20 protein-coding genes are annotated in these 22,398 nt (G+C 60.2%); 8 read left to right on the top strand and 12 right to left on the bottom strand.

The annotated features are described in order from the left end of the window. Position 1 precedes the first annotated feature (1 nt). Positions 2-718, bottom strand: coding sequence for a YdcF family protein (locus P9250_RS04490; RefSeq protein ID WP_310391341.1), 717 nt, complete (start codon positions 716-718; stop codon positions 2-4). Positions 719-1,123: 405 nt separating this feature from the next. Between P9250_RS04490 and P9250_RS04485 the strand changes: the two genes are divergently transcribed. From P9250_RS04485 to P9250_RS04465, 5 genes are all read left to right on the top strand, one after another. Then, the gene (locus tag P9250_RS04485; protein WP_244831941.1) at positions 1,124-1,375 is read left to right on the top strand and encodes an acyl carrier protein; all 252 of its coding nucleotides are present in this window, start codon (positions 1,124-1,126) and stop codon (positions 1,373-1,375) included. Continuing rightward, complete coding sequence (locus P9250_RS04480; protein ID WP_250493992.1) at positions 1,372-2,637, top strand: acyl-CoA dehydrogenase family protein; 1,266 nt, start codon at positions 1,372-1,374, stop codon at positions 2,635-2,637. The genes P9250_RS04485 and P9250_RS04480 overlap by 4 nt, the downstream gene beginning before the upstream one ends. 5 nt (positions 2,638-2,642) lie before the next feature. Next, complete coding sequence (locus P9250_RS04475) at positions 2,643-3,710, top strand: amino acid--[acyl-carrier-protein] ligase (RefSeq protein ID WP_370652278.1); 1,068 nt, start codon at positions 2,643-2,645, stop codon at positions 3,708-3,710. Further along, positions 3,707-4,720 carry a DUF1839 family protein gene (locus P9250_RS04470; protein WP_244831279.1) on the top strand — a complete coding sequence of 338 codons (1,014 nt, stop codon included), beginning with the start codon at positions 3,707-3,709 and terminating at the stop codon, positions 4,718-4,720. Before P9250_RS04475 ends, P9250_RS04470 begins: the two co-directional genes overlap by 4 nt. 75 nt (positions 4,721-4,795) lie before the next feature. After that, positions 4,796-7,294, top strand: a complete 2,499-nt coding sequence (locus P9250_RS04465; protein ID WP_310391338.1) for a glycosyl hydrolase 2 galactose-binding domain-containing protein — start codon at positions 4,796-4,798, stop codon at positions 7,292-7,294. 12 nt (positions 7,295-7,306) lie between these two features. Here the strand turns inward: P9250_RS04465 and P9250_RS04460 are convergent, their stop codons facing one another. The 5 genes from P9250_RS04460 to P9250_RS04440 all read right to left on the bottom strand — a co-directional run bounded on the left by P9250_RS04460 (position 7,307) and on the right by P9250_RS04440 (position 12,660). Next, entirely contained in the window at positions 7,307-8,473 is a 1,167-nt protein-coding gene (locus P9250_RS04460) for an ABC transporter permease (RefSeq protein ID WP_310391336.1), read from the bottom strand. A 9-nt stretch (positions 8,474-8,482) separates the two neighbouring features. After that, positions 8,483-9,637: an ABC transporter permease gene (locus P9250_RS04455; protein WP_244831276.1), complete on the bottom strand. Its 1,155-nt coding sequence runs from the start codon at positions 9,635-9,637 to the stop codon at positions 8,483-8,485. Positions 9,638-9,640: 3 nt separating this feature from the next. Next, the gene (locus P9250_RS04450; RefSeq protein ID WP_244831275.1) at positions 9,641-10,333 is read right to left on the bottom strand and encodes an ABC transporter ATP-binding protein; all 693 of its coding nucleotides are present in this window, start codon (positions 10,331-10,333) and stop codon (positions 9,641-9,643) included. A gap of 1 nt (position 10,334) precedes the next feature. Continuing rightward, positions 10,335-11,543: an efflux RND transporter periplasmic adaptor subunit gene (locus P9250_RS04445; RefSeq protein ID WP_309847657.1), complete on the bottom strand. Its 1,209-nt coding sequence runs from the start codon at positions 11,541-11,543 to the stop codon at positions 10,335-10,337. Positions 11,544-11,739: 196 nt separating this feature from the next. Beyond that, positions 11,740-12,660 carry a LysR family transcriptional regulator gene (locus P9250_RS04440; protein WP_250493987.1) on the bottom strand — a complete coding sequence of 307 codons (921 nt, stop codon included), beginning with the start codon at positions 12,658-12,660 and terminating at the stop codon, positions 11,740-11,742. A 108-nt stretch (positions 12,661-12,768) separates the two neighbouring features. On the opposite strand from P9250_RS04440, the gene P9250_RS04435 reads away from it, so the two are divergent. From P9250_RS04435 to P9250_RS04425, 3 genes are all read left to right on the top strand, one after another. Beyond that, positions 12,769-13,854 carry a tartrate dehydrogenase gene (locus tag P9250_RS04435; RefSeq protein ID WP_310391331.1) on the top strand — a complete coding sequence of 362 codons (1,086 nt, stop codon included), beginning with the start codon at positions 12,769-12,771 and terminating at the stop codon, positions 13,852-13,854. Between the two features lie 155 nt (positions 13,855-14,009). Next, positions 14,010-15,329, top strand: coding sequence for an MFS transporter (locus P9250_RS04430; RefSeq protein ID WP_250467943.1), 1,320 nt, complete (start codon positions 14,010-14,012; stop codon positions 15,327-15,329). A 115-nt stretch (positions 15,330-15,444) separates the two neighbouring features. Continuing rightward, entirely contained in the window at positions 15,445-16,236 is a 792-nt protein-coding gene (locus P9250_RS04425; RefSeq protein WP_310391327.1) for a hypothetical protein, read from the top strand. A gap of 3 nt (positions 16,237-16,239) precedes the next feature. On the opposite strand, the gene P9250_RS04420 is transcribed toward P9250_RS04425, so the two are convergent. The 6 genes from P9250_RS04420 to P9250_RS04395 are packed head-to-tail and all read right to left on the bottom strand — an operon-like array spanning position 16,240 to position 22,383. Next, a complete protein-coding gene (locus tag P9250_RS04420) occupies positions 16,240-17,727 on the bottom strand; it encodes a M81 family metallopeptidase (RefSeq protein ID WP_310391325.1) in 1,488 nt (495 codons plus the stop codon). Then, the gene (locus tag P9250_RS04415; RefSeq protein WP_310391323.1) at positions 17,724-18,989 is read right to left on the bottom strand and encodes a Zn-dependent hydrolase; all 1,266 of its coding nucleotides are present in this window, start codon (positions 18,987-18,989) and stop codon (positions 17,724-17,726) included. Before P9250_RS04415 ends, P9250_RS04420 begins: the two co-directional genes overlap by 4 nt. A 49-nt stretch (positions 18,990-19,038) precedes the next feature. Further along, the gene (locus P9250_RS04410) at positions 19,039-19,737 is read right to left on the bottom strand and encodes an ABC transporter ATP-binding protein (RefSeq protein ID WP_409014797.1); all 699 of its coding nucleotides are present in this window, start codon (positions 19,735-19,737) and stop codon (positions 19,039-19,041) included. Continuing rightward, entirely contained in the window at positions 19,737-20,504 is a 768-nt protein-coding gene (locus P9250_RS04405) for an ABC transporter ATP-binding protein (RefSeq protein WP_310391321.1), read from the bottom strand. Before P9250_RS04405 ends, P9250_RS04410 begins: the two co-directional genes overlap by 1 nt. Then, the gene (locus P9250_RS04400; RefSeq protein WP_310391435.1) at positions 20,501-21,499 is read right to left on the bottom strand and encodes a branched-chain amino acid ABC transporter permease; all 999 of its coding nucleotides are present in this window, start codon (positions 21,497-21,499) and stop codon (positions 20,501-20,503) included. Before P9250_RS04400 ends, P9250_RS04405 begins: the two co-directional genes overlap by 4 nt. Before the next feature lie 23 nt (positions 21,500-21,522). Then, complete coding sequence (locus tag P9250_RS04395) at positions 21,523-22,383, bottom strand: branched-chain amino acid ABC transporter permease (RefSeq protein ID WP_244831266.1); 861 nt, start codon at positions 22,381-22,383, stop codon at positions 21,523-21,525. Positions 22,384-22,398 lie beyond the last annotated feature (15 nt).

Raw genomic sequence — 22,398 nt, 5'->3', positions numbered from 1 at the left:
ATCAATACAAGCCCAGCCAGCGCCACACGTGAAACTTCAACGTGCCGAGCATCTCGTGCAATCCGCTGTCGGAATCGATCCAACCTTCCGGGTGCGGCACGAGCCATGACTTTGGATTGCGCACGAATGCAACCGCAGGCTGCGGGTGTAGGTCGAAAGCATCGAATGCGAGCAACGCGCGACGCATGTGCAGTGAGGACGTGATGAGGATGGTCGTGTCGTATCGACGCGAGCGTAGGATTTTGTACGTATTGCGCGCGTTCTCGTAAGTGTCGAGACTCTGATCTTCGAGGATGAGATCCGCAGGCTTCACGCCACGATCCACGAGCAGACCGCCGTATAGTTGCGCTTCGGTTTGTTCGTGATGCTGCGGATTTCCGCCGCTCATGATGACCTGACACTGCTTGTCCGTTTCGACACAGGTTTCGTACAGGGCGGCAGCAAGGTCGACGCGATAGATGGAATCGGCCAGTGGAACGAGATGTTTGTTGCGATCGTATTCGGTCCCACCGCCCAGCACGATGATCGCCGTACGGTCCGCGAGCCGGGGCGCCTGCTTCGACCCATAGCCGATCTGCGCGAGGCTTATCATCGGCCCTGCAAGCCAGCTACCGAAGAGCCAGAACACGGTTCCGGCCACGAGGAAGATCACGAGGCGGCGTTTGCGCCACACGATGAACAAGGCGACGAAGACAAGCAGCAGGCAGAGTAGATCCAATTACGTTTCCCGTCGTTTTAAGGTTTCAAATACCTTGCATCATGCGCATGAAACTTGCAAGGCGAGGCTATGCAGTACGAATACCGTCGTAACGCCGCGACAAGTATCAGTCTGAACGATTTGCGTGACATCAAGCGTGGTCGATATCGCACACGCAACGCGTTGTCTTCCGGGCCTCACCGTGCGCCATCGCACGGACGATCACCCCCCGTAATTCGTTAAATACGATCAAACAAGATTCGACGGTGTTGCGAGTGCTCTTGAGTCGTTTGACCAGCGATTCACCGAGTGCACCACCGCCCGTTAGCAACGGGACTGAGCACGGTCCAAAAAATCGAATATTCGTTTGATACCCGCTTCAGTCCGTTTGCACCGTTGGCCATGGTTCAAGGGAAACCAGAGAAAATGAAAACTGAATTGCGCCGCATCCTTGCCGAGTCCGCACGCCTCGACGTGTCGATCGACACTCTCTCCGACAGCGACGACCTGTACGCAGCCGGCCTCTCCTCGCTTGCAACCGTGCACGTCATGCTCGCGATCGAAGACGAGTTCGGCATCGAAATTCCGGATCAAATGCTTACGCGACGTCTGTTCTCGAGCGTCGATTCGCTCGCGGCCGCCGTCAAGGAGCTGCAAGGTTCGCAGGCGGACGCATGAACGCCGCCACGCAAGAACTCGAAGCAGCAGGACACGTTGAAGGCGACGGCGTGATCGCGCCGCGCAGCGAAAGCGAGTTGCTCGAAGCCGCGCGTCGCGTCTCGGCCATCGCCGGCAAGCATGCGGCAGCGGTCGACAAGGATGCACGCTTCCCCGCTGAAGCCGTGGCCGCAATGCGTACGGAGCGTCTCTTCTCTGCAATGGTGCCGGCAAGCTTCGGCGGCGACGGGCTCTCGCTCACGGGCGTGGCCCGCTTGTGCGAAACGCTCGCGCAAGGCTGCGCATCCGCCGCGATGATCTACGCCATGCATCAGAGTCAGGTCGTCTGCATCGTCGATCACGGCGCGAATGTGCCCTGGCAGCGCGCGTTTCTCACGCGCATGGTGAACGAGCAACTGCTGTTGGCATCGGCGACATCGGAAGAAAATATCGGCGGCAACATGCGCACGAGCGCATGTGCGGTCGATCTTGCCGATGACGCCTTCAACATCGAAAAGCTCGCGCCGACGATTTCGTATGGCACGTATGCCGATTGCATTCTCGTAACCGCACGCCGTCATCCCGACGCGCCGCCGTCCGATCAGGTGCTGATCGTCGCGCCTCGTTCGACGTGCACGCTCGAATCGCGTGGTACGTGGGACACGCTCGGCATGCGTGGCACGTGCAGTCAGGGGCATCGTCTCACTGCAAGCGGCAAGGCCGAACAGATTCTGCCCTCGCCTTTCTCGAAGATCGCCGATGAAAGCATGCTGCCGGTTTCGCATACCTTGTGGTCCGCGGTGTGGATCGGTATTGCGTCGGATGCCGTGAATCGCGCGCATCAGTTCTTCCGTAATCAGGCGCGTGGCAAGCCGGGCGCATTGCCGCCTTCGGCCGCGCGTCTTTCGCAAGCCGTCACCCTCGTGCGCATGATGCAGGCGCGTCTGCGCGAATCGCTCGCCTCGGTCGAGGCTGCGCAAGCGGAACGGCTCGCAAGGCAGGCATTGCAGACCGACGACAGCGACGCACCGTTGACCGCGTCCATCGGCATTGCCTCCGATCTGAACATGCTGAAGCTCGCCATTTCGCAATCGGCCGTGCACGTCGTGCAAGAGACGCTGATGATCTGCGGCATGGCGGGTTACAAGAACGATACGCCCTTCAGCGTGGGGCGGCACTTGCGCGATCTGCACTCGGCGCCGCTCATGATCAGCAATGACCGCATCGAACTGAACACCGCGAATCTGCTGCTCGCGCAGCGTTCCGCAACCGGGACCCTATAACGATTATGAACATGCCGAACGAACAGGCCGCGCTCATGCAGGCCGAAGAACAAGCACATAACGAGACCAGTCAAGTGCCCTACGATAAATCGGATTTGACCTTGCGCGACCGGCTGATGGCCGCCGGCATTCTCATCGATACGGGCGAAGACGGCCTCTATGGCCGCAGCGCGGTGTTCGAGGATGTGGTGGACCGTCTCAACAACGCGATCACGTTGCTCGGCGCCGACCAGCACGCGGAATCGTTGCGCTTTCCGCCGGCCATGCGCCGCCGCGACTTCGAAGACAGTGAGTACCTGAAGAGCTTCCCGAACCTTGCCGGCACGATTCACTCGTTCCAGGGCAATGATCGCGGCCATCATCGTCTGCTCGAAGCGCTCGACAAGATCGTGCATATCGGCGAAGAAGAAGAGCGTTCCGATGACTGGATGGATCAGCAAAAGCCGACGCGTCTCGTGCTCACGCCCGCGGCCTGTTATCCGATCTATCCGCTCGTTGCCAAGCGCGGCAACCTCGCCGAAGACGGCGCGATCTTCGATGCGTTCTCGTATTGCTTCCGTCACGAACCGTCCATCGATCCGGGCCGCATGCAGATGTTCCGCATGCGCGAGTACATTCGCGTGGGCAGCCCCGAGCAAGTAATGGCGTTCCGTCAGAAGTGGATCGAGCGTGGCTCGCTGCTCGTGAATCTGCTGCAACTGCCGTTCGAAATCGATCTGGCTAACGACCCGTTCTTCGGACGCGGCGGCAAGATCGTGGCCGACAGCCAGCGTGCGCAAGAACTCAAGTTCGAACTGCTCGTGCCGGTTGCAACGCCCGACCGTCCGACCGCATGTTTGTCGTTCAACTATCACATGGACCACTTCGGCGAGTTGTGGAACATCCGTCAGGGCAATGGCGAAGTGGCGCATACCGCATGCGTGGGCTTCGGCATGGAACGTACGACGCTTGCGCTCTTCCGTCATCACGGTCTCGACGTGAACGCGTGGCCCGCCGCAGTGCGTGAACTGCTGTGGGGCAATGCGGCGCCGCTCGTCGCCGATGGCCTCGGCACACTGGGCAAAGACGCATGAACGCACGCTCGCCCGAGCACGCCGTGACTGGCGCGTCCAACGAACAGTCTGCCGCTCAAGACGAAGCGAGCCGCCATGCGTTGCATCGCGGCGAGCGCGTCTGGCTGGAGACCAACTGTTACGTCGATCTGTGGATCGAGCTCTTGCACCACTACGGCTGCGATCCGCACGCCGCATTGAGCTTCACCGTGACGCAGGCGTTCGAAGGCGATCAGTTCACGTTCCCCAAGTTCTCGCTCGACGACATCTCGCGGCTCTACGGCTTGCAGGCCCAGGAACTCGCGATTTTCGACACGCTCGAAGCTCACGTGCGCGAGCAGACCAAACGCGGTCACGTAGTGGTCGCCGAAGTGGATGCGTTCTATCTGCCCGACACGCGTGCAACCGCGTACAAGCAGTCGCATTCGAAGACGACCATTGCAGTCGACTCCATCGATGCAGCGGCAAAGCGCATCACGTACTTCCATAACGCGGGCTATTTCGCGTTATCGGGCGAGGACTATGACGGCGTGTTTCGCCTGATGCCAGACCTTGCAAGCGACGTGCATGCGCTCTTTCCGTACGTGGAGTTCGTCAAGCGCGCGCGTGCGCCGCTCGAAGGTCAGGCGCTGGTGCAACGTTCGGTCGATCTGCTCAAGCTGCGCTTGCTCGATCGTCCGACATCGAACCCCGTCTCGCAGTGGCGCGCGGAGTTTCCCGAGCATCTACGTGCATTGCTCGAACGGGATGTGTCTTACTACCATCTCTACACGTTCAACGTGATGCGCCAGCTCGGTTCGAACTTCGAGTTGCTGTCGAAGTATCTGGTGTGGCTCAATGCGCACGGCGTCGAAGTGCCTGAGGCAATCCAGACGAGCGCGCAATCCATGGCGAACGAAGCGATGGTCATGCAGTTCCGCCTTGCGCGGGCGCGCATGCGTTCACGGCTCGACCCGTGTACCGACTGCCTCGATTCGCTCGAAGCATCTTACGAGAAGGTCATCGAACCGCTCGCCGCGCGTTTTCTTTGAAGCACCGGGGCCACGCTGCTCGCGTGGCCCGTGCTTCGTTCATCATGTTCATCTTCGCCCATAGAAGGAAGGAACATGCATTCCATGTCCGATATGTCCAACGCTTGCCTGCCGCAACGCCTCTCCGAAGGGTGGACGTGCACGAGCACGGCTGCGGGCGCTTGTGCGACGCCTGCATCGCTCGATGAAAGCGCGCATTGGATCGATGCGCCCGTGCCCGGCACGATTGCATCGGCGCACCGTGCAAACGGCGTTGGTGAAGATGCGCTCGCGCAGCCCTACGCGATGTCGGATCACTGGTATCGCGTGCGCTTGCAGGGTGAAGGCAAGCGGCGCGTGCGCTTCAATGGCCTCGCGACGATTGCCGAAGTGTGGCTCGATAACGACAAGCTGCTCGACTCCGATTCTATGTTCGTCGCGCACGATGTCGATCTGAATCTGCAAGGCGACGCGACGCTTTTTCTGTGCTTTCGTTCCATTCAGCCTGCACTTGCCGCAAAACGCGGCCGTGCGCGCTGGCGTCCGAAGCTCGCGCAGCCAGCGACGCTGCGCAACGTACGCACGACCTTGCTTGGACACATGCCCGGATGGTGCCCGCCGATTCAGCCAGTGGGTCCGTGGCGCGCAGTGGAACTGATCGGCGAAGCGCGCAATGGCATCGAGCGTATCGAGCTTGCGCCTTCAATCGATCGTGCCGATGGTCTGCTCGACGTCACTGTACATTTCTATCATCCGCAAGAGCCGAAGGAAATGCACGTCGAATGTGGCGATGGCGAGGCCACGGCGCCGCTGCAATGGCGTGACGCGCATACGCTCACGGGACAAGTGCGCGTGCCGCAAGCGCGGCTCTGGTGGCCGCATACGCATGGCGCGCCATCGCTTTATGCCGTGACCTTGACGAGCGAAACGCTTGGTCGTATCGCGCTTGGGCAGATCGGTTTTCGACATATCGAAGTGGATCGCGGTGCGGACAAGACGGGCTTTCAGTTGATCGTCAACGGCGTGCCGGTGTTCGCGCGCGGCGCATGCTGGACTTCCGCCGATATCGTCGCGCTCGACGCATCGCGCGACAAGCTCGCGGCCATCTTCACCCTGTGCCGCGATGCGGGGCTCAACATCATTCGCGTGAGCGGCATCACGCTTTATGAATCCGATACCTTTTACGAACTCGCGGACGAATTCGGCATTCTGATCTGGCAAGACTTTGCGTTTGCCAACTTCGACTATCCCTCGGACGAGGCATTCAACCGAAGCGTGCAACTCGAAGCAGAACAGTTTCTTGCGCGCACGCGGCGTTTTGCATCGCTTGCAGTGCTATGCGGCGGCAGCGAAGTGCATCAGCAAGCGGCCATGCTGGGTCTGCCATTCCATGCCTATCAACAAGGCCTTTTCACGCAACTGCTTCCGGAAGTCATCGCCAAGCATCGCGCCGATGTGGCGTATGTCGTGAACTCACCGAGCGCCGCGCCCGGCGACAGCGTCTCGATGCCCTTCGGCACGCGCGGCGGCATCACGCATTACTACGGCGTCGGCGCATATCAGCGCCCCTTCGACGACGCGCGTCGTGCGCAAGTACGTTTCGCTTCCGAATGCCTTGCGTTCGCGAATGTCCCCGACGATGTCACGCTGCGTTCTGTACCGAATGCGGCGCGCGCGCATGAGCCACGCTGGAAGACAAGCGTGCCGCGCGATCCCGGTTCCGCATGGGACTTCGACGATGTGCGCGAGCACTATCTGCGCGAACTGTATCGGGTCGACGTGGCGCGTCTGCGTTATGAAGACCCCGAGCGCTATCTCGAACTGTCTCGCGCCGTCGTCGCCGATGTGATCGGCGCTGTGTTTTCCGAATGGCGTCGCGAAGGTTCGACCTGCGCGGGCGGCATCGTATGGAATCTGCTGGATCTGCGTCCGGGCGCGGGCTGGGGTGTGATCGATGCGCGTCACAAGCCCAAAAGCGCGCTGCATGGGCTTGCGCGCGTGCTTCAACCTATTCAGGCGCTGATTACCGATGAAGGCCTCGACGGCCTCGATGTGCATCTCGTCAACGAGACGGCTCGCGAGATACGCGCACGCGTCGAACTGTCGTGCTTGCGCGATGGCGCGGTGAAGGTCGCAGGCGGCGCGAGCGATGTCGTGCTATCTCCGCGCAGCGTGCAGCGCGTCAAATCGGCTTCGCTGCTGGGCGCGTTCTTCGACATCACCTATGCATATCGCTTCGGTCCTCGCGCGCACGATATCACGCATGTGCTTCTGCGCGATCAGGATACCGGCGCGGTATTGTCAGAAGCTTTCCATTTTCCCGATCCTTCCATTGGCGAGCGACGTGATGTCGGGTTGAACGCGACCATCGGTCAGGATGACAAAGGCTGGTTCCTCGACGTTGCAACGACACAGCTTGCACGATGGGTGCACGTGGTCGATCCGGACTATTACGCGAGCATCGACTGGTTCCACCTTGCGCCCGGCGTGCCGCGTCGCGTGCCACTCGTTGCGCGAAGCGCACATGTTCGCGCGGCGCCCGAAGGCGATGTGTTCGCGGTCAATGGATCGAAAGGTGCGGTGTATCGCGGTTGAGCAGTCTCGCGATTATCGGGCTCGCAACGCATCTACGATACTCAGCCTCGCAGCACGTACGGCAGGCAGAAAGCCACCGACGAACCCCATGATCATCGAGAATAAAACCGTTTGAATAACGACCGATGGCGTGAGCACGAACCGGAACGATAGGTCCGCGAACGTCTGAAAATTGGTCGTCGAAAACGAAGCGAACTGCATGAGTGCCGCGCAGCCGAGGCCGACGAGTCCACCGGCAAGTCCCAAAAGCAGCGCTTCGAGCAGAAACGCAATCAACACATCGAAGCGCTTGAAACCTAACGCGCGAAGCGTTCCAATCTCCGCGACCCGGTTCGCGACCGAGGCATACATGGTGATCATCGCGCCGATCATCGCTGCTATCGAAAAGATAATCGAAAGCGTGATGCCGAGAATATTGATGAACGTGGATAGCGCCTTCGACTGATCGCCGTAGAACACTTGCTCGCGCTTGGCTTCATCGGCAAGACGAGGATCGACGTCGATTTCCGCCCGAAAGCGGTCGAAGGCATCGCTGCGGGCAAGCCTCACGACCATCGACGAATAACTCGTGCGGCGAAACGACTGCATGAGTTGATCGACATCGCCCCATATCTCCGAATCGAAGCCGCTGCCGCCTGCATCGAAATGGCCCACCACGGTCCAATCGCGTTGAGCGAAGCGCAGATGATCGCCAATGCGCGTGCCCGCAAAACCCTTGGCGATACTGCTGCCGACGATAATCTCCGATGACCCGTGACTGAACATGCGCCCCGCCGTAAGCCTCACTTGCGGCCGCAGTTCGACGCCAGTCGGCGATACGCCGCGTATCACCACATTCGCTGGCGTATTCGAACCGAGCTTATAGAGCGAGATGAGCACCACGGTCTCTTTGGATGCGAAGGGCTCACCCTCGCCATTCATCGCGACAGACGGATGCATCTCCATCACGTTCGCCTGACTGCGGTCGATCGAGCTTTGAATCTCCGTTTCCGCGCCTTTGCGAATGACCACGACGTTATCGCGTTCGCCCGTGGACACGAGCGTTTTCCTGAGTCCCGCATCGAGCATGAGCACGGTCGAGAACACGAAGACGACGAGCGCGAGACCGCCTGCGGTCAACATCGTCGTGAGACGGCGAGCCCATAGGTTGCGCGCGATGTATGAAACGGGAATGGCCATATGCTCGCCTTATCCGATCGCTCGCAAGCCTTCGACGATCCTCACGCGGCTCGCCTGCACCGCCGGTACGATCGCCGCCGCCAGCGCGATGACGAACGCGCAGGCAGCTTGCAGCATCATCGTTTCGTGCGAGACGCGAAAGACCGGAAACACGCCGCCTGTCGCATTTTTGAAGAAATCGGCGACCGGCGGTGTCGCGAGTATGCCGATTGCACCGCCCATCGTGCATATCGCCAGCGACTCGCCGAAGACGAGCACGCTAAGAAACGTGGGTCCGAATCCAAGCGCCTTGAGCGTGGCGTATTCGACGGTGCGTTCGCGTGCGCTCATGGCCATTGCATTGGCCATCACGGCCATGATGATGAGAATCACCACGTAAGAGACGACACGTATGGCCGCAATGATCTGATTAGACATCGCGACGAAGCCCAGCTGAAACGCTTGCTCGGTTTCGGTAAGCGTCTCCGCAAGCGAGTTCTTGAAGACGTTATCGACATTGCGCGATACGGTGGCCGCCTGATCCGGATTTCCGATGCCCACGACATACACGCCGACCTGATCCACTTGACGCTTGGTGGTTTTGCGAATCGTCTCGTTGAGATACTCCCAGTGAAAGATGAGTTGCCGCGTGATGGTCGATTCGTCGCGCCCTTCCATGATGCCGCGCACCACGAAGTCCCACGTTCCTGGATAGATCGTCCCCTTGAGAGGAATGACGTCGCCCACTTTGAAGCCGTATTGCGTCGCAAGCTGTCGCCCGATGAGCACGCCCTTGCGATCGCGCTGGTAATCGGAGCGCGCTTGCGGCGTGACGATGTACTCGGGATAGAGATCCAGATAGTTGTCCGATACCGCGAATTGCGCGAAAAAATTCTTGGGGTCGCGATAGATGCCGCCGAACCAGTTCGAGCGTGCAACCAGCGTCACACCATCCACGCCGCGAATGCGATTCTCGTATGCAAGAGGCAGCGGAAACACCAGCGAGATTGCATTGCGAGTGACCAGGCGCGCGTTGGATGCCGCAGCCGCGCCCGCGTACCATGCATCAACGACCGTATGCAGCAGGCCGTATGCAAGCACCGCAATCGTGAGGCCCAGCACGGTCAGCGCCGTGCGGAGCTTGTGACGCGTGGCATTGCGCAGAATGAGCTTGAAGACGAACATGATTCAGCGCACCGCGCCGTCGATCAACTCGCCCTTCTCAAGATGCACCAGCGCCTTCGCGGCATTGGCGGCATGCGCGTCGTGCGTGACCATGATGATGGTCTTGCCAACGCGTTCATTCAGGCGTTGCAGCATCGTCAGGACTTCGGCCGCAGAGGTGCGGTCGAGATCGCCCGTGGGTTCATCGGCGACGATCAGCTTCGGGTCGGTAATCAAGGCGCGTGCAATCGCCACGCGCTGCTGCTGGCCGCCGGATAGCTCCGACGGATAGTGAGTCGTGCGCTCGCTCATGTTGACCATGTCCAGCACCATCGCGACACGTTCACGCCGTTCGGCGCGCGAGAGGCGCGTGAGCATCAGCGGCAATTCGACGTTCTCGAATGCGGTGAGCACCGGCATCAGGTTATAGAACTGGAAGATGAAGCCGACGTGAGCCGCGCGCCAGTCGGCAAGCGCGGACTCCGGCAAACGCGTGATATCGAGCCCGCCGACAAGAAGCTCGCCGCTGTCCGGCCGGTCGATGCCCGCGATCAGATTGAGCAACGTGCTCTTGCCCGAGCCGGACGGTCCCATCAACGCGACGAAGTCCCCTTCGGCGATGGACAACGAGATGTCGGTCAGCACGGGCACCGTCTGCACGCCGCGCCGGTATGACTTCACGACGTGACTGATCTGGACCAGAGGTGCGGTGCTCACGTTACTTCTTCGCCAGCGTAACGCTGGTGCCGTCTTTGATCTTGTCGTTTGGCGCGAGTACCAGCGTATCGCCTGGCTTGACGCCTTGCACCGCGAGCAGGTCGCCGATATGTTCGCCCGTTGTCACGGGCCTCTGAAGCGCCTTGTCGTTCTCGACGATGAACACGACCTGCTTGCCATCGCGCGTGACCACTGCTGCGGGCTGAACGGCCACCAGCGCCTTCTTCTGTTCGGGCGGTACGGGCTTCGAAAGGAACGCGACCTTCGCGCTCATGTCGGGCAGCACGCGTGGATCGTGTTCGACGAAGCGCACTTTCACGAGGACCGTGGCCTTCGAGCGATCGACCGTTGGCACGATGCGCGATACACGTCCCGAGAAGCGAACATCGGGCAGCGCGTCGAGCTGCATTTCGCATGGTTGATCGACCATGATCTTGCCGATGTTCGACTCCGCGACATCCGCCTCGACTTCGAGCGTCTTCATGTCCGCAATCGTCACGACCGCACCCTTGCTGTCCGATGCCGACGAGAACGGCGTGATGTTATCGCCCACGTTCGCATGCTTTTCGAGCACAACGCCATCGAAAGGCGCACGAATGATGGTCTGGTCGACGGCTACGCGCGCCGCGAGCGCATTGGCTTGCGCCGACACGATCGTGGCTGCGTCGCTATTCACGGCTGCCTTGGCCTTGTCGAAGCGGGCGCGGTCGCTGTCGTGCTGAGACGCGGGAATCGCGCCTTGGGGAGCGAGGATATCCGAGCGCTTGAGACTGATCTCTGCGTCCCTCAACTCGGCGCGTTGCAACTCGAGGTTGGCTTGAGCAACTTTAACTTGCGCCTCGGCTTGTGCAAGCGAAGCGGACACATCATCGCGTTCGAGCCGCGCAATCACCTGGCCTTCCTTTACAGGCGTACCTTCGAGTACACCAAGCCATTCCACGCGGCCCTGTCCCTTCGATGCGACCGCCGCCTTGCGTTGCGGCACGACGTAGCCGGTCGCGTTGAGAAGCGTATAGCTTTGCGATGGATAAACCGACGTGACCGTAGCGGTCTCTACCGTTTGCGGCCCGGCAAAACGCAAGCCGATGCCCACGAGTACGAGAATGATCGCTGCGACGAGCACATAGCGAAGCCACGGACGCCTGCGTCGCGGGACGACGGCAGCGGAACTGCGGTCGATCTTGAGTTTGTCTAAATCGTGTTCAGCCAATTTATCTGGAGTCGCGCCGCGGGTGACCTTGGAGCCGCTTGAGGACGGCTATCCGGTCGTGGGTCGTCATGCAATGGACAGGCAACCAGTATAGCGCCCGCAGGCCGCCCGCTTTCATTGCCTTTACTGGGTCGACGGAATTTTGCATGCGGTATGCCGACTACAAAATGCCATGTCTTTAACGATAGTCGGAAATTCAAGTGCCGCGCGCATGCTTGAGATCGAGCGCAATGAAATCGACGAAAGCCCTTATGCGCGCGGACATCTGATGCCGTCCGGAGTACACGGCGTAGATGTCCGCATTGGGCGTCTCGTAATCGGGCAGTACGGCGACGAGCCGGCCATCCGCCAGATAGTCTGCAATATCCCATTCAGCTCGCATCAGAATGCCGTGTCCTTCGAGCGCCCATTTGACGGCGATTTCACCATCGTTGGTCGTGAGATTGCCCTTGATGCGCACCGCCTCCGTCTTCTGCGCAGCACCCCGCCCGCTCGTCAGCCGCCAAACGCCGTACGCTTCGTCGCCCTGCCGGATGCCGATGCAGTTATGCCGCGTGAGATCGTGCGGCGTCGCAGGCAAACCGTGCGTGGCGATATAGCCCGGCGCCGCGCATAGCAGCCGACGATTCGACGCGAGACGCCGCGCGACTACACGCGTATCCGGTGGCTCGCCGAAGCGAATGCAAACGTCGAACGTGTCGTCCGTGAGCGGCGGCGGCGCGACCGACAACTGCAATTGCACCGACACTTGGCGGTGCCGCGCAACGAATCGAGAAATGGCGGGCGCCACATGACTGCGCCCGAAGCCGAGCGTCGCATTCACGCGAAGCAGGCCTTTTGGACTCTTCTTCGCGCTGCCAAGCAGCTCCGCAAGTTCGTCGATTTCGTCGAGAATGCGCCGCGCGCGCTCCAGATAAAGCTCGCCCTCGGGCGTGAGCATCATGCGGCGCGTCGTGCGATTGACGAGTGGCACGCCTGCCCGCGCCTCCATTTGTGTCAGGCGCTTGCTTACTGCCGCTGCCGTGAGACCCAGCTCCCGCGCCGCTGCGCTCAGGCTGCCCGATGTCGCGAGCGTCGAGAAAAAGCTCAGATCGGCCGGCTGAACGGTCTCGGCCATGCGCCCTCACTTTTGAATCAAAGTTAAAGATGCTTTGAGTTTAGCACCGGTTTCTTATCCTTAAGTTGGGTAGAGTGAGCTCACACACCCACATCGAGGAACGGAGACATGAAAACTTATCGCATCGCAACCATCCCCGGCGACGGCATCGGCAAGGAAGTCATCCCCGCTGGCCAGCAAGTGCTCGAAGCGCTTGCCAAGACGTCGCGTAATTTTGCATTCGAATTCGAGAGCTTCGACTGGGGCGCGGACTATTACCGTCAGCACGGTTCGATGATGCCCGCCGATGGCCTCGATGCCATCCGCGACAAGGACGCAATTCTCTTCGGTTCGGCAGGCGACCCCGGCGTGCCCGATCACATCACGCTGTGGGGCCTGCGCCTGAAGATCTGCCAGGGCTTCGATCAATACGCCAACGTGCGCCCGACGCGCATTCTTCCCGGCATCGACGGGCCGCTCAAGCGTTGCAAGCCCGAGGACCTCAATTGGGTGATCGTGCGCGAGAATTCCGAGGGCGAATATGCGGGTGTGGGTGGCCGCGTGCATCAGGGTCATCCGATCGAGGCGGCAACCGACGTCTCCATCCTCACGCGTGCCGGTGTCGAACGCATTATGCGTTTTGCATTCAAACTCGCGCAGTCGCGTCCGCGCAAACTGCTTACGGTCATCACCAAGAGCAATGCGCAGCGCCATGCCATGGTGATGTGGGACGAAATCGCGCTGCAGATTTCAAAAGAATTCCCGGACGTGAAGTGGGACAAGGAACTGGTCGATGCCGCCACCGCGCGCATGGTCAACCGTCCCGCCACGCTCGATACGATCGTCGCGACCAATCTGCATGCCGACATCCTGAGCGACCTGGCCGCCGCGCTCGCGGGCAGCCTCGGCATTGCGCCGACCGGCAACATCGACCCAGAACGCCGTTATCCGTCGATGTTCGAGCCGATCCACGGTTCCGCTTTCGACATCATGGGCAAGGGGCTTGCCAACCCGATCGGCACGTTCTGGTCGCTCGTCATGTTGCTCGAACATCTGGGCGAAACGGAAGCCGCCAAGCGTGTGATGGATGCCGTCGAAGCCGTGACAGCCGATGAATCGCTGCATACCGGCGATCTCGGCGGCAAGGCGACGACAGCGCAAGTGACGGCTGCCGTGTGCGCGTTTGTCGAACGCGTGGAAGCCGCAGCCGTCTGAATCCGCATTTTGTATGCGATGGACCCCGGCCGCGTGCCGGGGCGCTTGACCGCGATGCAACGCACATCGCGGCAACAGGACGCTCGCGCCTAACGCCTGAGTCTTTCCGCACCGTTCCTTAGAAGAGCACCGCTCGCCTCCCAAGGAGGAGACACATGCATACCCCATCCGAGTCCGGCGTGGAAGCCCGCGTCAATCGCAAGCTGGCATTGCGCATCATTCCGTTCGTGATGCTGCTTTACTTCATCAGCTTTCTCGACCGCGTCAACGTCGGTTTTGCCGCCATGACGATGAACAAGGCCATCGGCCTCTCGCCCACCGCCTTCGGACTGGGCGGCGGATTGTTTTTCATCGGCTACTTTCTGTTCGAAGTTCCGTCAAATCTAATTTTGCATAAAGTCGGCGCGCGCATCTGGATTGCACGCGTGATGGTCACGTGGGGCATCGTCTCCGTTGCATCCGCATTCGTGGCAGGTCCGACGAGCTTCTACGTCCTGCGCTTCCTGCTCGGCGTCGCGGAGGCCGGATTCTTCCCCGGCGTGATTCTTTATCTCAGCCTCTGGTTTCCGGCCAAGCAGCGCGCCGTGGCCGCCGCATGGTTCATGGCAGCCGCGCCGATCTCGACCGCCATCGGCTCGCCGTTGTCTGGCGCGATCATGCAGATGCCGCCGATCTTCGGGCTCGCAGACTGGCAGTTGCTCTACATCATCGAAGCGATTCCGGCTATCGTGCTCGGCTTCGTCGTCCTCAAATATCTGACCGACACGCCCGCCCAGGCACATTGGCTCGCGAGCGAAGAGCGCGAATGGCTCATTGCAAGGCTGAAAAGCGAAGCCGACGCGAAGCAAGCGAATGCGGGGCATACGGAAGGCGCTTTGAATGCATTACGCGATCCGCGTGTGCTGGCGCTAGCGCTCATCTATTTCGGCACGTCGGCGGGTCTTTATACGCTCGGGTTGTGGGCGCCGCTCATCATCCGTCAGTACGGTTTCAGCGCGCTGGAGACGGGGCTCATCAACGGCATTCCGAGCGTGATCGCCGTCATCGCGATGATCCTGTGGGCCCGGCATTCGGACCGCACGCAGGAACGCACGTGGCACGTGGTCATTCCATGTGCGCTGGCTTGCGTCGGCTTCTTCTTTGCAGGTCAGGCGACGACGGCGCTCTTTATCGTACTCGCGCTCATCGTGGTCAACGTGGGCATCAGCGCCGCCAAGGCTCCGCTCTGGGCCATGCCGAGCATGTTCCTCTCCGGTGCAGGCGCGGCGGCAGGCATTGCGATGATCAACTCCATCGGCAACCTGGGTGGCTTCGTGGGACCGTTCGCCATCGGCTGGCTAAAGAATACAACCGGTAGCTATGCCGCGGGCCTGTACGTCGTGGGCGCGACGCTCGCCATGTCGGCGGTCATCACGCTGATGTTGAGCCGCAAGGCGAAGAGCGAGCGGGAGCATGCGGCGGCCGCGCGAATGTGAAGCTGCGCGGCTTTTATTTTAAGATAGCCGCTTCATCAGACTCAGCGCGTGCGCCAGAGGAAGCGAAGTGCTTTTATCGAAGAGAAAGAGTAAGACGGCTATCGGCGCGGCTGGCATGCTGCTAAGTGTATCCATTATTTTGCATGTACCTTGCGCGTGGAGTGCTTCGGCCGATGCAGGCGTTGCGAGCGGTGCGGGCATTTTGTCGGCGGACGCGCTCCCTGCCGACTTCACCGGCGACGATCCTCAACACGTCAGAGACGCGCTTAGCGGCAAGCCGTCGCCCAGCCAGCCGCCTTCCATTACTAGCCGCCTGCGCGGCTTTCTGGACCGTCCGCTGCAACGCTTGCGCAAGTCCACGCAATCCGCATCCGCGACGCAGACAGCGGCGCAAGCACAGGCAAATGCGCAAGCCGATCCCACTTTTGCATTCGTTATTCCAGCGTCTTACGGCGTCCGATATCAGACGAAAAAGAAGCTGCTTAGTGTGAACGTCTCCCTTGCCGCGCCCACGCAACCGGACGCCATCCTGCTCAAGGAGACGGTGAAGGGCCAGAGCGGTCGCAAACTGGTCGTGGCGCCCGAGGCCAAGGCCAAGGGCTTCGTCCAGACTTTCGACGTGATACAGCTTGGCGTTGAAGGCCGCGCAAGAACGAACGTGCGCGGCGGTGCAATCCTGGCCGATTTCGATAAGACGCACGGCGACGGCGACTTTGCGATTCTGCTGATCTGCACGCTAGAGCCGCCATATCTCATCGACCGCGTCGAACATAACGACCCCACGGATGAAGAGCCGACCGACATCACGCGTAGGACATCCACGCTGCATGGTCGCGTCGACGCCGTCTGGCTCATCGATCGCAAGACGGGAACCATCGTCACCAAGCGGCTCAATCTCGTGAAATGACGCTCAAGCGTCGAACGTCGCGTTCGAATCCAATGGATAAACCGGCCGCTTGAGATTGCTGAACGAGAAGAGCTCATAGTCCGAGCTCGTGACGCCCCGGCTGTCGCACTCCACCAGACCACCGGCAATCGGCACGAACACCGGCCGGCAATACATGCGCGACTTGAGGATAAGAAAGCGCGCGCCGCGTGGATCGATACCGACGCTCTCGAATACACCGAGATCCCAAGGCTCATGCGTGCGTTCGGTGACAAGAATCCGCGCGGCCGGTGTCTCGATGACGGCGGCGCGGCCCATATAAGCGCGTTGGCCGGTATAAGTCGGACCGCTGATGATGTACTCGCCATTCGTCAGGGCACGCACCACGCCTGTCACCTCGAGCGGAGGCTTGCCGCGCGATGCGACGCTCGGGAGCTTGTTGCCTATGCCGACTGTGACCGTCGCGCCGATGCCAGCATCGAATAAGGTTGCCACTGCTTGCGGGTCGCATAGCGGGCCGACGACGATGCCATCGAGCCCTTGTACAAGGGCTTCTTCGAATGCGTCGGTGGTGTCGCACGTGCCGCCCGACATGCAATTGTCGCCGTGATCGAGCAGCAAGACGGGCTTGTCGGCTTCTTGCGCCAGCTTCACGCCTTCCGCGATAGATGCTGCAAGCGGTGCGCTGCGATAAACGAAGGCCTCGCGTTCATTCCAGATCTGCTGCGCGATCTGGTTCGCGACTTTTTGCGCTTTGTCGATGTCGCCATTTGTAACCACGACTACGCTAATGCAAGGCGACGCGATATCCGCGAGAGAAAAGCCCGACAGCACCGAGACTGCGAGCACTCCTTCCTCTCCCTCCGCTGCGCGTGCCGCTTCGATGGCGCGCTTCATCGCACCGCTTGCCGTCGCGCTTCTCAACGTATGCGTGAGGAGCGGCGGTTGGGCCCACGCGATGACAGGGGTCACCTTTTCATCGATGAGATTGAAAAGCAGGCGGGCCGCGTGCTCGCCGCTTTCATACATATCCACGTGCGGATAGGTCTTGAAACTCACGATCACATTTGCATTGTCGATGATCTTCTGCGTGACGTTCGCGTGCAGATCGAGCGAGACCGCAATGGGCGCGTGCGGCACCGCCTTGCGTACGCGTTCGAGCAAATCGCCTTCGCCGTCCGGCGAATTTTCCGCAACCATGGCGCCGTGCAGGTCGAGCATCACTGCGTCGCATCCTTGCGCGGCTTGGACGATAGATGCGCATATCGCGTCGTAAGCTGCTGCGGCGACCGGGCCGCTAGGATTCGCCGATGCGGAGATAGGCGTGACGATCTCCGCCTTTAGGCGTTCGGCGGCGTCGATGAAAGCAGACATCGCGGTGCGCATACCCGCGTTTTCCTGATATGCGGCTTCGTTATAGCAAGGGCCGTCGCGACCGAATGCTTCGAGCGGTGTCGCCACAGGCGAGAAAGTATTGGTCTCATGATTCATCCGGGCGATCAGAATTTTCATGCTTGCGCTCCTTCTTGAGCCGGTGCATTTGCGGCACGCAGCATGACTTGAAGCAGCACGTTACAGCCTGCTTCGAGATGATCGGCCTGCGCATCCTCTATTTCATTGTGGCTGATGCCATCCTTGCAAGGCACGAAGATCATGGCAGCGGGCGCGACGCGCGCAAGGTACACCGCATCGTGACCTGCGCCGCTTACCGCATCCATCGACGTATAAGCTAGTGCATTGGCGCTGTCACGCACCGAATCGACCAGCGATGCATCGAACGGTTGCGGTGCAAAGTAGACCACTTCGTCTACTGCCACAGGCAACGACGACTTGGCGCACATGTCACGCAGGGCGGCATCCATCTCATCGAGCGTGGCGTCGTCGGCAGCGCGGAAGTCGACGGTTAGCTTCACACGGCCCGGGATCACATTGCGCGAATTCGGATGCACGTCCACCCAACCGACCGTACCGCGTCCATGCGGAGCATGCGAGATCGCAATGCGATTGACCTCGCGGATAAGATCGGCTGCCACGAGCAACGCGTCACGGCGCAGTTCCATCGGCGTAGGTCCTGCATGCGCCTCCATCCCCTCAATGGTCACGTCGTACCATCGTTGACCGAGCGCTCCCTGCACCACGCCAATTACTTTGTCATTCGCTTCGAGCACTGGCCCTTGCTCGATATGCGCTTCGAAATAAGCACCGACGCGATGCGCCGCGACGTGTTCACCCTCATAACCGATCGACGCGAGCGCATCGCGCACGGAGATGCCTTCGCGATCCTTTTGCATCAGCGCGTAATCGAGCGTGAACGCGCCAGCAAAGACGCCTGAGCCCATCATGACTGGAACGAAGCGCGACCCTTCCTCATTGGTCCAGACCGCGACTTCGAGCGGCGCGACAGTGCGTACATCGTTGTCGTTCAGGGTGCGCAGGACTTCGAGGCCGGCGAGTACGCCATAGTTGCCATCGAACTTTCCGCCTGTCGGTTGTGTGTCGATATGACTGCCGGTCATAACGGGAGGCAGGTCGTCACGCAAGCCCGCACGACGCGCGAAGATGTTGCCGATTGCATCGATGCGCACCGTACATCCAACTCCCTTCGCCCAAGCGACGAAAAGATCGCGCCCTTTCTTGTCGAGTTCGGTTAGCGCCAGGCGACACACGCCACCTTTATGCGTCGCGCCGATGCGCGCGAGTTCCATCAGGCTGTTCCAAAGTCGCGCGCCGTCGACGCGCAAGCCAGCATGCGCTGGCAGATCGAGCACTTGCATCGGAATTCCTTCGATAGTTGCAGATGAAAATTGTCAGCCTTCGATGAACTCAAACGACGCCGACACCTAGATAGCGGTCTTTGACGGAGTCGTCGGCAATGAAGACGTCGTTGCTGGCTTCGTACACGATACGGCCTTGCTCGATGATGTAATGTCGATCCGCAAGCTGAGTACAGACCTCGAGATTCTGTTCGACCAGCAGGATTGCCACGCCCGCTTCCCGAATCAGCTTGAGTTGCGCCACGATTTCTTCGACGATCACGGGGGCAAGGCCTTCGACGGGTTCATCGAGCATCAGAAGCCGCGGATGATTCATGAGCGCACGGCCGATCGCCAGCATCTGCTGCTCACCACCCGACAGTTGACCACCGCCATTGGTGCGGCGTTCCTTCAGACGAGGAAAGATGCGATAGATGTCCGTCAACTGCCAAGGCGATTGCTTACGGGCGCCAAGACGAAGATTCTCTTCCACTGAAAGCAGCTTGAAGATACCGCGATGCTCCGGAACAAAACATATCCCGCGCGCGGCAATCTTGTGCGGCTGCATTTTCGCTACTTCAATGCCTTTGAACTTCACACTGCCCTGTTGCGGGGTTACGACGCCGGCAATACTCTTTAACGTCGTCGACTTTCCCGCGCCATTGCGGCCAAGCAAAGTGACAGTCTCGCCGTCCCGAACACTAAGCGTCACGCCTTGCAAGACGTGACTTTTCCCATAGTATCCGTGGATATTCTGTGCTTCGAGCATCAGGCACGGCCTCCGGTAATCATGTTGCCGAGATATGCGGTACGCACGCGCTCGTCGCCGCGAATATCGGCAGGCTTGCCTTCGACCAGGACACGCCCCTGCTGCATGACCGTGATCGTGTCGGAGATATCCATCACGATATCCATGTTGTGCTCGATGAGAACGACGGTATAGTCGTCGCGCAAACTGCGGATCAGTTGCTTCATGTCGTCGAGATCGTCGATTCCCATCCCGGAAGTCGGCTCATCGAGGAAAATTGCCTTAGGACGAGCCGCGAGCGCCATGCCTACTTCAAGACGCCGCTGCTGACTATGCGAAAGCGCGCTTGCGAACGTCGACGCGAAACGTTGCAAAGAAAGGCGCTCAAGCACGGCATCCACTGTCTCGCGATGCTCAAGCGCACCACGCGGCGGCGTCCACGCATTGAGCGCGCGCTTTGCGTCCACGCCTTGAGCCGCGAGGCGAAGATTTTCGCGCACGGTCAGATTGGCGAAGAGACTCGTTACCTGGAACGATCGCGCGATGCCACGCTTCACGCGCCGATGATCGGGCTCATGTGTGACATCGTGTCCGTCGAACATGATATTGCCTGCCGTGATGGGCACGGTGCCCGTGAGCACGTGGAATAGCGTTGTCTTGCCCGCGCCATTCGGACCGATGACCGAATGGACCGTATGGCTCGCTATACGCAAGTTCACCTCGGTCAAGGCGGCGAATTTCCCATAACGCTTGACGACATTCCTTGCTTCGAGAAGGGCCGTGCTCATGTTGCCTCTCCCTGATTGCGCCTGACGGCGCGCCAGACGCGTTCGCCAAGGCCCCACAAGCCACGCTGCATGAAAAGACTTACAGCGATCAACACGAGCCCAAGCAGGAGCAGCCAGCGCGGCCAAAGCGTGCTCAACCAATCAGCGAACAGCACATAGAAGGCCGCACCGAGAACCGATGAGAACAGATTGCCCGTACCGCCGATCACCGTCATCACGAGAATCATCTCGCTCGTGTGATAGTCGATGTTAGACAGCGGCGCGATACCGGTCATCATGGCGTGCAGCGCGCCCGCCAAACCCGTGACCGCACCGGAGATGACAAAGGCCGCGAGCTTGAAGCGCCTGACGTCGTACCCAACCGCGGCCGCTCGGGCTTCGTTGTCGCGAATAGCCCGCAATGTGCGACCGAATATCGAATGCGAGACACGCATCATCAGCCAGAATGCGAGCAAGAAAAGCACCGCCACGAACGCGTAATACTGCCAGGGTGAGGTTATCGAAAAGAGCGTCTTGCCGAAGATGGACAAAGCGGGACGGGGGATATCGAGAAGACCGTTGTCACCGCCAGTTAGATCGGGCGTCGTGTAGGCGAGAAAGTAAAACATCTGGCCGAATGCGAGCGTCAACATCACGAAATAGGCACCGCGCTGACGGATGGAAAACCATCCGACGATGGCTGCGGCAACCGCTCCGGCAAGCACCGCCCCTAATAAGGCGACGGGAGCCTGTAGACCGAATTTCGTCAGGATGAGACCCGCGCTATAGCTGCCTAGTCCAAAGAAAATGCCTTGTCCAAAAGAGAGCAACCCTGTGTGTCCCAGGAGCAGATTGCACCCCAAGGCCGCAAGCGCGTAGACAAGTACTTCGGTCGCAAGCGAACCCGAACGTATCGTCATGGGCAATATGCAAACGACCAATAAGGCAAGGAGCAAGAAGCGATAGCGATGAAGCGCTTGCCGGGGCGACGAGCTTTGCGGCGCGTCGACGTCCAGCGCGTTCGAATCCTGTCTGGAAATCACACTGCCCTCCCGAGCAATCCATTCGGACGCAGCAATAGGACAGCGGCCATCGCGACATAGATCATGAGCCGCGCGCCTTCGGGCCATAACGTGCTCATCACGCTTTGAACAATACCGACCAACAAGCCGCCAACAAGCGCGCCAAGGAAATTACCCATGCCGCCCACCACGACGACCACGAAGGCCACGCCCAAAGCTTCGATACCCATGAATGGATCGACGCCGCGTATGGGTGCGGCAAGGACGCCTGCAAGCGCTGCCGTGCCCGCGCCGAGCGCGAACACGAGACTGAAGACGCGCGTCACATTGATACCGAGCAAGGACACCATCTCGCTGGATTCACTGCCCGCGCGAACGGCGCTACCGAGCCGCGTGCCTTCGAGTACCCACCAGAGAATGGCCGCGAGCACAGCCGTGAATCCGATCACGAACAGGCGGTATTTCGGATAGACGAAGCTGCCCCAGATCACGACGCCATTCAGCACATCCGGCACCGCTACGTTGTCGCCGAGCGGTCCCCATAGGATGATTGCGCACTCCTGCAGCACGAGTGCGAGGCCCACTGTCGCGAGAATATGAAACTCGTGCTGCTGCGCATAGACGTGCCGCAGTACGATCTTTTCTACTATCCACGCAAGCACGCCTACTACAACCGGCACGACGATGAGCGCCATCCAGAAGCTCATTGACCACTGCATCGCCTGATAACAGAAATACGCACCAAGAAGGTAGAACGCGCCGTGCGCGAAATTCACGAAGCGCAGGAGCCCGAATACGATCGACAAGCCGACCGCAAGCAGAAAATACAGCATCCCCACGCCGATGCCGTTCACGACCTGCAACAGATAAACGTTCATGGCCTTGGCTCAAAA

The organism is Caballeronia sp. LP006 (genome assembly GCF_031450995.1).
Lineage (GTDB): Bacteria > Pseudomonadota > Gammaproteobacteria > Burkholderiales > Burkholderiaceae > Caballeronia.
The sequence above is the reverse complement of the archived record's forward strand: the minus strand, read 5'-3'. Positions and strand labels throughout refer to the sequence as shown.

What these genes read in the sequence shown, in the direction of transcription:
- P9250_RS04485 (WP_244831941.1), top strand. Translation starts at nt 1,124, where the DNA reads ATGAAAACTGAATTGCGCCGCATCCTTGCCGAGTCCGCACGCCTCGAC.
- P9250_RS04480 (WP_250493992.1), top strand. Translation starts at nt 1,372, where the DNA reads ATGAACGCCGCCACGCAAGAACTCGAAGCAGCAGGACACGTTGAAGGC.
- P9250_RS04475 (WP_370652278.1), top strand. Translation starts at nt 2,643, where the DNA reads ATGAACATGCCGAACGAACAGGCCGCGCTCATGCAGGCCGAAGAACAA.
- P9250_RS04470 (WP_244831279.1), top strand. Translation starts at nt 3,707, where the DNA reads ATGAACGCACGCTCGCCCGAGCACGCCGTGACTGGCGCGTCCAACGAA.
- P9250_RS04465 (WP_310391338.1), top strand. Translation starts at nt 4,796, where the DNA reads ATGCATTCCATGTCCGATATGTCCAACGCTTGCCTGCCGCAACGCCTC.
- P9250_RS04460 (WP_310391336.1), bottom strand. Translation starts at nt 8,473, where the DNA reads ATGGCCATTCCCGTTTCATACATCGCGCGCAACCTATGGGCTCGCCGT.
- P9250_RS04455 (WP_244831276.1), bottom strand. Translation starts at nt 9,637, where the DNA reads ATGTTCGTCTTCAAGCTCATTCTGCGCAATGCCACGCGTCACAAGCTC.
- P9250_RS04440 (WP_250493987.1), bottom strand. Translation starts at nt 12,660, where the DNA reads ATGGCCGAGACCGTTCAGCCGGCCGATCTGAGCTTTTTCTCGACGCTC.
- P9250_RS04435 (WP_310391331.1), top strand. Translation starts at nt 12,769, where the DNA reads ATGAAAACTTATCGCATCGCAACCATCCCCGGCGACGGCATCGGCAAG.
- P9250_RS04430 (WP_250467943.1), top strand. Translation starts at nt 14,010, where the DNA reads ATGCATACCCCATCCGAGTCCGGCGTGGAAGCCCGCGTCAATCGCAAG.
- P9250_RS04425 (WP_310391327.1), top strand. Translation starts at nt 15,445, where the DNA reads ATGCTGCTAAGTGTATCCATTATTTTGCATGTACCTTGCGCGTGGAGT.
- P9250_RS04420 (WP_310391325.1), bottom strand. Translation starts at nt 17,727, where the DNA reads ATGAAAATTCTGATCGCCCGGATGAATCATGAGACCAATACTTTCTCG.
- P9250_RS04415 (WP_310391323.1), bottom strand. Translation starts at nt 18,989, where the DNA reads ATGCAAGTGCTCGATCTGCCAGCGCATGCTGGCTTGCGCGTCGACGGC.
- P9250_RS04410 (WP_409014797.1), bottom strand. Translation starts at nt 19,737, where the DNA reads ATGCTCGAAGCACAGAATATCCACGGATACTATGGGAAAAGTCACGTC.
- P9250_RS04405 (WP_310391321.1), bottom strand. Translation starts at nt 20,504, where the DNA reads ATGAGCACGGCCCTTCTCGAAGCAAGGAATGTCGTCAAGCGTTATGGG.
- P9250_RS04395 (WP_244831266.1), bottom strand. Translation starts at nt 22,383, where the DNA reads ATGAACGTTTATCTGTTGCAGGTCGTGAACGGCATCGGCGTGGGGATG.